Source organism: Candidatus Pyrohabitans sp., assembly GCF_054014795.1.
Genome location: NZ_JBPMGE010000070.1, coordinates 1 through 10,481, shown reverse-complemented (window position 1 = coordinate 10,481; position 10,481 = coordinate 1). Strand labels below are relative to the sequence as shown.

The following is a 10,481-nucleotide window of genomic DNA, read 5'->3' as shown; positions in this document are numbered from 1 at the left end:
CTGTCCTCATACATCCCCTTCATCCTTTTTCACCTCCTCATATTTTTCAGGGGTGGTTTCGCAAACAACATGTGTATCATTATTCACCAAACCTCAATTACTATAACTTATTTTCACATAAGCAGCCATATTTGTAGTTTTTTTAAAGTTTATTTTAAAAGTAAATAATTAAAATTCAATAAGGTATCTCTCAAGTCTTTCCCTGCTTCTGAATACATCCTCCTCGCGGTGGCATTCTATGATGTATTTTCCCCTGTAATTCCTGAGATGTGAGAGGAGTCTTTTAAAATCAATTTTACCGTCGCCCACGGCAAGGTGTTCATCGCCGTTGCCGGAGTTGTCGTGAATGTGGATGTTCACAAGGCGGGAGCGCAGTGCTCTTACATAATCCATCACGTCACCGCAGGTAGCGGCGTGCCCCACATCGAGGGTTATGCCGAGCTCATCTCTTGAGAACTCCTCTGTAAGGGCTTTGAGCTCTTCAACCTCACACATAAGGGCTCCGAAATATTTAGGGGTATTCTCCAGGCAGAGCAGCAGCCCATATTCCTCTGCATGCGCCACAAGCTCTCTCAGACTCTCAAAGTTGACATCTCTCGCTTCGCAGGGGAACCACATGCTGTAGGGGGATAGCCTTCCAGAATGTACTGTAACCAGCTCTGCGCCAAGCAGATACCCTGTATCTATCGCGTGTTTTATCTGTCTGAGGCTTTCCTCCCTGATCCTGTCGTTCATGCTGGCGATGTTCAGGTCTGCGAAGGGGGCGTGGACACTGACGTAAAGGGAGTAGCTCTCCAGAAGCTCCATCCAGTGAGAGTAATCATCCCTGAGGTGGTGCCCCTCAAGGATAACTTCCCATGCTGAGAAACCGGCCTCGCCTATTATTCTTATTGTCTCTTCGCTGCGTCTCTTAAAGAAGGCAAGCGACGAGGCACCAAGCTTTGCATCTATCATATCTCCTTTCCCTCGACGGTTCTGGGTGCAAGCCAGTCTATTGTGCTCTCTATGTCCTCATCTTCAATCTCCACCTCAATCACGCCCAGGGGTGACTCTTCGGAGAAGTTGATATAACCTGCGAAGGCGGCCTGCTTGTTGAGCTGCAGAAAAATGCGATTGCCCCTCTGTGAGGAGAGCATCACCCCGCGCGCCGTGTCCAGAATGCGCTGCTCTCTCAATCTGAGATGAAACTTCTCGAGACACGCCTTTCCTCTCCCCACACCCTTTATGATACGCTTCTCGCCCTCTTCCTCGAACACAAACTCCATGCCAGAGAACAGTTTTTCAACCGCAGCCCTGACCTTCTCAGGGCTCTCCGTGGGGTATACCTCTGCTCTAACAAAAACCTGCATGATAGATTTATAAAGGGTAACATAATAAATTAGAATCTCAAGGAGGATATAGATGCTGAGCAACTTCCAGCTCTGGCAGGGGTTTCAGGTGCTCTTCACCCTACTTTTCTTTGCCCTGATAATAATCTATCCGCGCTACATCTTCTATCGCATGGTTGCTGATATGGAGGAGGTTGCAGAGACCCTAGAGGCCTATACCGGCGAGGCGGTGGATATAATAACAAAAATCTGCCTTGAGAAGAGCAGCATACGCACTGGAATTAAGGATAAGGTGCAGAAAACCCTGGACTTCTTTCTCATACCCCCTGTGGACCTTGACCCCTACGGCATACTCAGGAAGCTGGAGCACCTCTTCGACAAAGCTGAGGACAGGTTCCATGCCATCACATACGAAATTGCCCCCGAATCCAATCCCGTGTGGCACTCGAACATAGTCTCCCTGCTCAAGGGCGGGGTGGGCATAAACACCCTCTCAAAGATAGTCCGCCACTACGTGGAGCTTGTGAAGAAAACAAACAACCTTCAGCTTGCGATGATATTCCAGATGAACATGCCGCTAATCAAGAAAGTCGCAAAGGCACATATGGATGGTATCAGGGCAATATCCCGGGGCGAGCCCATAGGAGACAGCGTGGGCCCGCTGATTGCAGCCCGCCTTATGAGGGGCTCGCCAAGAGAGGTCGCCAGAGATGTGGTTTATTCAGAGGAAAGGTTAGCCGGCAGAGATGTGCTTGTTGTTAAAGCACGCGGACCAGGAGCGACGCTGGGCAAGCTGGGTGATGCAGTTAAGAAGCTTACCGAGGCAAATGACGTCGCCAAGATAATAACTGTGGACGCTAGCCTGAAGATGGAGGGCGAGCCCACGGGCAAGGTGAGCGAGGGCATAGGCGCGGCTATAGGCGACCCCGGTCCTGAGAAGGCGAAGATAGAGGAGGCTGCCGTCGCAAAGAACATCCCCCTCGAGGCGATTGCAATCAAGATGTCCCTGGAGGAGGCGATATCGCCAATGATAGAAGAGGTCTACCTGGCGGTGCCGGAGGCGATACGCAGAATTGAGGAGAGTATCTCCTCTTCGCCTGAGGGTAAGAAGGTAATCCTGGTGGGCGTTGGAAACACCTGTGGAATTGGAAACAGCGCCGGCGAGGTTGAAGAGGTGACTTACAAGGAGAAGGAAAAGGAGGAGAAGGAGCTGCCTCTGATAGACAGGCTTGCCAAGAAGCTTGTGGAGCGCCAGAAGCGTGCTGAAAAGCGCGCCCGCGAACGTGAGGAGGAGATGAAGAGGCGCGCAAAGAAGGCAAAGCAGGAGGCCAGGGCGAAGTAGCTATATTTTTAAGGAGTGAAACCACCTCACCTCTTCGGCAAGTTCTTCTATTTCCACAAGCTTTGTCTCATACCTTATATCCTCTGGAAAATGCCTGAGGTGCTCTATGCGGTCGTCTAGGAATACAACACATGCCCTGTCGCGGGAGCTTCTCACCGCCCTGCCGGCGCTCTGGAGCACGCGGTTCATCATAGGAAGGAAGGAGAGGAATATGAAGGCCCCAGCGGCACCGAAGCGCTCTTCAAAGAGCTTCCTCCTGAGCTCCATTTCGAAGTCTGGTACAGGGAAGGGGAAGCCCGCTATTATAATGCTTCCCACAACACTCTCCTTCACCCCTCCCTTCTCAATGGTGTACTCCACACCCTCACTCAGCTTTCCCCCTGCAACTGCAAATATAGCCTTCTTCTCGGTACTTTTAGCCTCTCTCAGAAATCTTTCAGCTTCCTTTGAATCTCTCGGCTCTGCCAGCGCCTTAAAATGCTGCCTTACACTCTCAAGGACATCATAGGAGGGGAAGAATACAAGCATCGTATTTGGCGTGGCCTTATAAATCTCCCCTATAACGCGGGCATATCTCTCCCAGAGCTCCTCGCCCCTGGCCTGTCTCGCCAACAGGCTGGTGTTCAGCCCCTCCTTTATGCCCAGGTAGTACAGGTTGCCCCTGTATATATTGGGCAGGGAATACACATCCGCATGGGACAGGTTGAACAGGGCCCTGTACATTTCCACCGGCGACAGGGTGCCGCTCATGAGGAGGAGCTTTCTCGCATCGGCCAGAGGTTTGAGAAGCTCAGAGGGAAAGAGAGGCTTCAGGTAAAGCCTGCCGCTCTGGCGGTAGAATATCCAGTTCTCTTCCCTGTCAAGCTTGAGCGCAGCACCAAGAAAATTCGCTAGCCTGTAGGTATAGGAAATCTTCCTGCCCCTGAGGAGCCTTCTTTCGAGGACCTCAACACCGCGCTGGTATAAAAACTCCACCTCCCTGCCATCGAGCAAATCTCCTGCACAAAGCCTTTCGTCGTTGCCTTTGAAGAGCTTCATAATGCCAGAGAAATCGTAGTTTATTTCCCTGGCTGCGAGCTCTACAGTGCGCCTGCTCAGGGTTCTGCTGAGCATATCCATGCTGTGCAGGTTGTGAGCCTCGTCAACTATCAGGAGAATCCCGGGCAAGCTGATGCCCAGCTTTCCCAGAAAGGTGCTCCTGAGGAAGGGGTTGAGAAGGTACTGGTAGCTTGCGATGACCACATCGCTAAAGCGCGCCAGCTCAAGGAGCACTGCATGGGGGCATCCGAATTCCAGCAGTCTGGAAATTGTTAACCCTTCTCCCTTCTCCATATTCTCCCTTCCCAGCTCGGCTGCGAGGAGGGATACCTCTTCAACCCTCTCTCTGAACCTCTGCCTGTGCCGGCAGTCGCTCAGCTTGCAAAGCTGAAGAAACTCCTCATATCCAACTTCTTCGCCTGAAAAAACAGGGCATACCTCCTGCTTGGAGCGCAGATGCACTGCAAGCAGGGGTTTTTTCACATGCTTTGCAATAGCACGCGTCTCCTCAAGGAATATCCTTGCCTGAGATTTGGTGCGGGTGAGCACCACAACCTTCTCGCCGAAGAGGCGGTCAGCAAGAAATGCACACAGCGCTGAGATGCTCTTTCCAACGCCCGTGGGTACACTTGCCAGCATGACATCGCTTGTGAAAATCCGGTACATAAACTCGTCCTGGAACTGCCTTGGCTCTGGGTATGGGAAGAAATCCATCGGGGTGGGCATCAAAATCACTCTGATTTAGTGTTATAATTAACCTTGGATATATTAAACCAGCGGTGATGGTGGAATTTAAGTAAGGGAATTGCGCAAGATTTATTTATCCGGGAAAATCAATTTTACAGCTGAAATGAGAGAGTTTATCAACGTGAGATGCATGAAGCAATATATTGTGGCAGCAATTTTGTTACCAGTGCTGATTACAGCCAGCACAAGCGCTGATGACAGCACCGCTGCTATGCTATCTCCGTTGAGACAGATTGAAATTTCCTCTTTTTCGGTGGTTCCAGAAGCTGTCGCCCGGAATCAGATGGTTGACCTATCCATTGAGGTCAGGAACACAGGCAGTGTGGGAGAGGTTATTGAGCCTGAGATAGAGGTCTACTCCGGGGACTCTCTTGTTGACCGGCTCAGGTTCATGTCCAGTAGGCTTGCGGCGGGGAGCAATGCCACTCTGGTAAGGAGCTATGTTATGACCTCTGGTACAGGGGAGTATCGCATCACAGTGAGGGTTTACTACAGTAACCGCTCTTCATACATCTCCGCACAGGGGACGCTGAAGGTGGTTTCAGAGAGCGAGAAGTTTGATGGGGAGATTAAGAAGGATACGCCCCATCTGAAGTTTGTATTCCTCCCAGTGCTGATAGAAGGCAGACCGGGAGATACCTCAGCAGTATCCTTCGAGGTGGAAAATCCCTCCATTACAGGGGTAAACAACCTGAGGCTTGGGCTCGAAGGTATTCCTGAAGAGTGGGTGAGTCTGCAGCCCCGTGAGGTCTCTCTGGCAGGTGGTGAGAGCACTGGCGTAAATCTTGCAATAAGTGTACCCATGAGCGCACTGCCGGGCGACCATAAGGCTTTACTTAGGCTGGGCAACGCCGAGGAGGAGGCAAGCGCCTTCTTCATATTCAGAATAAAGCCCTATCCGCCGCGATTTGAGAGGCCGGCGGTGCTGAGGAAGGTCTATCTGGACGAAAAACAGGGCAGGGTATCTGTGAGCCTTGATGTGGAGAACTCCGGGGTGAGGGTTGAGGCGATGGAGATTGTGGAGGAGATACCCAAGGAAATAGCCTCGAACGTGGCAGAGATAGATTTCAGCGACAATGTGAGGGTGATTGAGGCAGACCCGGTAGTGGCATGGCGCCTCTCCAGCGTTGACCCCTATGAAGTCCATCGACTGAGGTACGATGTGAGCAGAATCGCAGAGAGTTACTCCCCATACATCTACTGGCCCCTGGGGCAGGTAAATATTTTTTATAACCCTGTGAAGGGTATCGACCTGCTTCAATTTTCAGGCGCCCTTGCAGAGTATGCAACTTTGGGCGAGGAGGTAGAGGTGAGGCTGAGGGTAATAAATCCCTCGCAGGGGGCACTGAATCTCACCTTTAGGGTGGCGGCACCTTCAGGTTGGAGGGTTAACCCGGAGGAGATTACAAGGGTCATCCTCCCCGGCTATGGGCAAGAACTGGTTTTCAGTGTAACCCCACCGGAGGATGCCACGCCTGGTAGCTATACGCTTATAGCGACCATTAAAGGGGAGGATGGCGAAGTTTCACAGCCGCTGACGATTGTGCTTCAGGAGGCGACGAGAAAGCCGGACTTCAGAAAGTTTCTAATTCCTGCACTGGGGGCTGGGGCGTTGCTGTTGCTGGTATATGGAGGCATGCTTATATATCGGAAGAGACAAATCTATCGCCGGGAAGTGGTCGAGGCAGTGGAAAGGATTAAAAACGGCATGGAGGAAGAATAGTGAGAAAGGGCAAGGTGTTCGCCGTAATCTCGGCTAAAGGGGGGGTTGGGAAGAGTATAGTTGCTCTGAATCTTGCCCTCAGCCTAATGCTCGACTTCAAAAAAAAAGTGCTCGCCATAGATGCTCATGCCATATCCCCCAACCTGAGCCTCTACCTCGGGATAATCGACGTGATACCGCCTGGAATAAACTATGCCCTTAAAGACCCTTCATTTGCCAGGGAGAGTGTTTATATTCACTCCGCCACTGGTTTGCACATGCTGGCAGGCTCAATAACCAGTATCAAGGAGGTTGACCTTGGCAACCTCAGCAGGGTTGTTGAGAAGCTGCGTGGTGATTATGAGTACATTATCATAGACACCGCACCCAGCCTGGGAGAAAACCTGAGAAATATCCTCAAAGCATGCGATGAGGTACTGCTTGTGGTGAACCCATGGCTGCCCATAGTAATAAGCAATCTGAAAGCAGTAAAGCTTGCTGAGGAGCTTGGTAAACCTCTGCAGGTAGTGCTCAACAAGGTTGGCAGAAGCAGGGATGAGATGCGCACCAGGGAGGTTGAAGATAGTCTGGGGCACAGGGTTATTATCACCATACCGGTAGACCTGGAGGTCTATCGGGGTGTGGAAGAGCGCAAGCCGGTGGTGCTTTCCAATCCCAAGTCGCCCGGGAGCATGACAATAAAAAAGCTTGCCAGACTTATCGTGAGGAATGAATTATGACTAAGATAATGGTCATCGACGATGAACCAGATATTCTAGCTATGGTTGATATGATTCTCAGCAAGAAGGGATACGACACAATACTCGTTGAGAGCGGCGCGGAGGCTCTGGAGATTCTCAAGAAAACAAGACCTGACCTGATACTTCTCGACCTGATGATGCCGGGCATTGACGGCACAGAGTTCCTGCGCAGACTTCGTGCAGATGAGAATATCAAGGACCTCCCTGTTGTGGTGGTCAGCGTGCGCTCAACCATCGAAAAGGAAAGCCGCGAGGCCCTGGAGCTCGCCAACCACTACATCACAAAGCCCATAGATATACCAATGCTCTATGCCACAATTAAAGAAATGCTGAAAGAGAAGAAATAGGCTCAGATGATGTTCTTCATAAATTTTCATAAATATTAACAAAAAGATTTTTATATCCCCAATCTTTAACTCCTTGTGGTGATGTCCATGGAAGACAAAATAAAGAGGGCTAAGGGGATTCTGAAGGAGAACGAAGTTAAACAAGTTTTATGCCTGTTCAGCGATATAAGAGGAATAATACAGGCTTTCCACATTCCAGCGAGGATTTTCATAGAAGGGGACGCACTACAGGAAGGAATAGGGTTTGACGGCTCAAGCGTCAGAGGCTTTAAAGGAATTCAGGAAAGCGATATGGTGTGGATGCCGGACACAGATACACTCCAGGTCGTTCCCTGGATCAACGACCCGCTACAGAAGACGGCGATAATGTTCGGTGATGTGTACGAAGCCTTTGCCGCAAAGGGTGGCGGTAAAGTAGCGACCTGTGACCCGCGAGGATATGCTGCAAAGAATGTCGTAAAAGAAGCAGAAAAAATGGGATTTAAGGCAATATTTGGGCCTGAAATAGAGTTTTTTGTGTTTACAGGTATAGATCCGACAAATCTAACATACGACCTATGGGTGAGTCCAAACGGCGGTGCTGGAGACAGCTGGGGTCCACCCAGAATTATGCCTGAAAGCCCGGAGGTAACCCCGGGTAACTACATAATAAGACCCAAGGAGGGCTACTTCAGGTCACCTCCAGAGGACACGACTGTTGAGTTCAGGAATGAAGCAGCGTACTACATGGATGAAATGGGTCTCGATGTTGAGTATCACCACCATGAGGTGGCAACCGCCGGACAGGTTGAGATAGATTTCAGAGCTAAGGAGCTCATCGAGTGCGGAGATGCCTTCTATATATACAAACTGGTGGCGAAGAACATAGCAAAGAAGCATGGGCTTCTCGCTACATTTATGCCGAAGCCCCTCTATCTGGACAATGCAAGCGGAATGCATACCCATCAGAGCCTCTGGAAGGGAGACCCCTTCAAGGGCGAGGCTGTGTTTTCAGACCCTGATGACGAGTATATGCTCAGTCAGACGGCAAGGTACTACATAGGGGGATTGCTTGAACATGCAAAGGCGCTTACTGCGATTACCTGCCCCACTGTAAACAGCTATAAGAGGCTGGTCCCCGGGTTTGAAGCTCCAATAAACATATGCTGGTCTCCCAGAAACAGGAGTGCACTGGTGAGGATTCCGCAGTACTTCGCCAGTCCCAAAGCGGTTAGGGCTGAGTACAGGGGCGTTGACCCGAGCTGCAACCCATACATGGCCTTCTCTGCGATGCTTGCAGCTGGCCTGGATGGAATAAAGAAGAAGATAGACCCGGGTGATCCACTGACGGCTGATGTATATGAGCTAACACCACGGGAGAAGGAGGAGTACGGCGTGGGAGAGCTTCCCACAACGCTGAGGGATGCAATCGGTCAGCTCACCACAGATGAGGTGATTCAGCGCGCTCTTGGCAGCCACATCTACGATGCCCTCGTTGACCTGAAGATAGACGAGTGGAACCAGTACTGCCTCTATGTGACGCCGTGGGAAGTAATGAAATATCTGGACTACTGAGGTGAGGAGAATGGGAGTACATAGGGTAACAAGCGAGGCGGCCAAGGCTTATGCCGCCAGGGAACGTGTTCTTGGAGCAGGTATCACAGTCCTGGGATTGGCTGCCGAGAAGGCAGCAAAGGTGGATAAGGCGACACTGGAGAAGTGCGGAGATATAGCTGCGCAACTTCTCCCATATTCTCCGGGCTATGCCGGCAAACTTATGCTCGTCACGGCGAGACTCTTCTGGACGCTGGCAGGAGTAGAGGAGAAGAAAACAACGGTGGTCAGCCTGGAGGAGCTTGAGGCGAAGATAGAGGAGATAAAGAAAGCGGTTGAGTGATGCACAGGTTCAGCTTGGAGTACCTCGAAAGTTACGATGCCGGAGAGTTTCCTGAGGAGATTTCAGAGAGGTACGGTATACCCCGGGAAAAGATAGTTAACCTGAACTCCAATGAAAACCCCTATCCCCTGCCGGAGAGTGTTCTCCGGGCGATAGCCGAGGAGTCTAGGCAGGTTTCCAGGTACCCCAACCCAAGCTACAGTGAGCTGAAGCAGAGCCTATCCTCCTACGCTGGTCTTCCCGGGGAGAATATCGCCGTGGCCAATGGTGCCGGCGAAATCCTCTCCCTCCTCTGTACAATTTTTCTTGAGCCCCTGGACAGGGTTGTGATTCCCATCCCCACCTATACCATGTATGCCTTTTTGTCCATGCTCCGCGATGCAAGCATAGAGTTTGTGGAGCCAGAGGATGGGTTTATCCCTGCCCCTGAGGAGGTGCTTGAGGCGAGCAGGGATGCGAAGCTTATCTTCCTGTGCTCTCCCAACAATCCCACCGGAGCTGTAATGGAGGAGGAGGGGATAATAGATATGGTAGAAGGTACCAGGGCTGCTGTGGTTGTGGACGAGGCCTACTTCGAATTCTATGGCAAAACCATTGCAGAGAAGGTGCCTGAATACGACAACCTCGTTATTGTGCGCTCCTTTTCCAAGTTTTTCGGGCTCGCTGGTTTAAGGGTGGGCTATGCCCTTACAAACCGCAGGCTAGCAGGGCTCTTGGAAAAGGTGCGCAACCCCTTCTGCATCTCGCGCATAGCGGAGAGGGCTGCGGTCAAGGCTATAGAAGAGCTGGACTACTTCAGGAAGGTTAGGGACATGGTTGTTGAGGACAGGGAGCATCTGTTCAGTGAACTTCAAAAAATCCCTGGCATAAAGCCGTTTCCATCCCATGGGAACTTTATCCTGGTAAGACTTTTAAGCATTTCAGCCTCTGAGCTTATGGATGGGCTGTACAGCGCCGGGATTATAGTAAGGAATGTTTCAAATCTCCCGGGGCTGAGGGGCGACTATGTTAGGATTACAGTCGGCACAAAAAGCGAAAATGAGAGGTTGATTGCCGCGATGAGGAAAATCCTGGGCTAGCTATCGCAAAGCTTACCTGCGATTGCCCAGTCCTCCTTTTCCACATCCTCAAAGATTATGTGCACATGCTCAGGAGCGGTTCCCACCGTATTTACCATCGCCTCTGTAATAGCCTCCGCGAGCTTTGCCTTCTGTTCCTTCGTTCTGCCCTTCCACATGGTTATCCTGACTACCGGCATATTCTCACCTCCCCGCTTATTTTAATCTCGGCTGTGAAAAATGTTGCGCCTGCTGTGAAAAATAATAGAGTTATTTTTATAG

Annotated in this window: 11 protein-coding genes; 7 read left to right on the top strand and 4 right to left on the bottom strand. The window is 51.0% G+C overall.

Going from position 1 to position 10,481, the window contains the following annotated elements:
- Positions 1-168: 168 nt before the first annotated feature.
- Both ACXJJW_RS07505 and ACXJJW_RS07500 read right to left on the bottom strand, forming a co-directional pair.
- Positions 169-954: a sugar phosphate isomerase/epimerase family protein gene (locus tag ACXJJW_RS07505; RefSeq protein ID WP_456475119.1), complete on the bottom strand. Its 786-nt coding sequence runs from the start codon at positions 952-954 to the stop codon at positions 169-171.
- Complete coding sequence (locus ACXJJW_RS07500; RefSeq protein ID WP_456475118.1) at positions 951-1,349, bottom strand: RNA-binding domain-containing protein; 399 nt, start codon at positions 1,347-1,349, stop codon at positions 951-953. Before ACXJJW_RS07500 ends, ACXJJW_RS07505 begins: the two co-directional genes overlap by 4 nt.
- Positions 1,350-1,401: 52 nt before the next feature.
- Here ACXJJW_RS07500 and ACXJJW_RS07495 point away from each other — a divergent pair, with 52 nt between their 5' ends.
- Entirely contained in the window at positions 1,402-2,670 is a 1,269-nt protein-coding gene (locus ACXJJW_RS07495; RefSeq protein WP_456475117.1) for a DUF1512 domain-containing protein, read from the top strand.
- On the opposite strand, the gene ACXJJW_RS07490 is transcribed toward ACXJJW_RS07495, so the two are convergent.
- Entirely contained in the window at positions 2,671-4,434 is a 1,764-nt protein-coding gene (locus ACXJJW_RS07490) for an ATP-dependent DNA helicase (protein WP_456475116.1), read from the bottom strand. It lies immediately after the preceding gene.
- 187 nt (positions 4,435-4,621) lie between these two features.
- On the opposite strand from ACXJJW_RS07490, the gene ACXJJW_RS07485 reads away from it, so the two are divergent.
- The 6 genes from ACXJJW_RS07485 (at position 4,622) to hisC (ending at position 10,220) form a co-directional block, all read left to right on the top strand.
- Positions 4,622-6,178 carry an NEW3 domain-containing protein gene (locus tag ACXJJW_RS07485; protein WP_456475115.1) on the top strand — a complete coding sequence of 519 codons (1,557 nt, stop codon included), beginning with the start codon at positions 4,622-4,624 and terminating at the stop codon, positions 6,176-6,178.
- Positions 6,178-6,897 carry a CpaE/TadZ family protein gene (locus tag ACXJJW_RS07480; protein WP_456475114.1) on the top strand — a complete coding sequence of 240 codons (720 nt, stop codon included), beginning with the start codon at positions 6,178-6,180 and terminating at the stop codon, positions 6,895-6,897. The genes ACXJJW_RS07485 and ACXJJW_RS07480 overlap by 1 nt, the downstream gene beginning before the upstream one ends.
- Positions 6,894-7,265, top strand: coding sequence for a response regulator (locus ACXJJW_RS07475; RefSeq protein ID WP_456475113.1), 372 nt, complete (start codon positions 6,894-6,896; stop codon positions 7,263-7,265). Before ACXJJW_RS07480 ends, ACXJJW_RS07475 begins: the two co-directional genes overlap by 4 nt.
- Before the next feature lie 87 nt (positions 7,266-7,352).
- Positions 7,353-8,819, top strand: coding sequence for a type I glutamate--ammonia ligase (gene glnA / locus ACXJJW_RS07470; protein ID WP_456475112.1), 1,467 nt, complete (start codon positions 7,353-7,355; stop codon positions 8,817-8,819).
- 10 nt (positions 8,820-8,829) lie between these two features.
- Positions 8,830-9,141: a hypothetical protein gene (locus ACXJJW_RS07465; protein ID WP_456475111.1), complete on the top strand. Its 312-nt coding sequence runs from the start codon at positions 8,830-8,832 to the stop codon at positions 9,139-9,141.
- Entirely contained in the window at positions 9,141-10,220 is a 1,080-nt protein-coding gene (gene hisC / locus ACXJJW_RS07460) for a histidinol-phosphate transaminase (protein ID WP_456475110.1), read from the top strand. Before ACXJJW_RS07465 ends, hisC begins: the two co-directional genes overlap by 1 nt.
- On the opposite strand, the gene thmT is transcribed toward hisC, so the two are convergent.
- A complete protein-coding gene (thmT, locus tag ACXJJW_RS07455) occupies positions 10,217-10,399 on the bottom strand; it encodes a 2-hydroxymuconate tautomerase (protein WP_456475109.1) in 183 nt (60 codons plus the stop codon). The genes hisC and thmT overlap by 4 nt on opposite strands.
- Positions 10,400-10,481 lie beyond the last annotated feature (82 nt).

What these genes read in the sequence shown, in the direction of transcription:
- glnA (WP_456475112.1), top strand. Translation starts at nt 7,353, where the DNA reads ATGGAAGACAAAATAAAGAGGGCTAAGGGGATTCTGAAGGAGAACGAA.
- thmT (WP_456475109.1), bottom strand. Translation starts at nt 10,399, where the DNA reads ATGCCGGTAGTCAGGATAACCATGTGGAAGGGCAGAACGAAGGAACAG.
- ACXJJW_RS07465 (WP_456475111.1), top strand. Translation starts at nt 8,830, where the DNA reads ATGGGAGTACATAGGGTAACAAGCGAGGCGGCCAAGGCTTATGCCGCC.
- hisC (WP_456475110.1), top strand. Translation starts at nt 9,141, where the DNA reads ATGCACAGGTTCAGCTTGGAGTACCTCGAAAGTTACGATGCCGGAGAG.
- ACXJJW_RS07505 (WP_456475119.1), bottom strand. Translation starts at nt 954, where the DNA reads ATGATAGATGCAAAGCTTGGTGCCTCGTCGCTTGCCTTCTTTAAGAGA.
- ACXJJW_RS07495 (WP_456475117.1), top strand. Translation starts at nt 1,402, where the DNA reads ATGCTGAGCAACTTCCAGCTCTGGCAGGGGTTTCAGGTGCTCTTCACC.
- ACXJJW_RS07475 (WP_456475113.1), top strand. Translation starts at nt 6,894, where the DNA reads ATGACTAAGATAATGGTCATCGACGATGAACCAGATATTCTAGCTATG.
- ACXJJW_RS07500 (WP_456475118.1), bottom strand. Translation starts at nt 1,349, where the DNA reads ATGCAGGTTTTTGTTAGAGCAGAGGTATACCCCACGGAGAGCCCTGAG.
- ACXJJW_RS07490 (WP_456475116.1), bottom strand. Translation starts at nt 4,434, where the DNA reads ATGCCCACCCCGATGGATTTCTTCCCATACCCAGAGCCAAGGCAGTTC.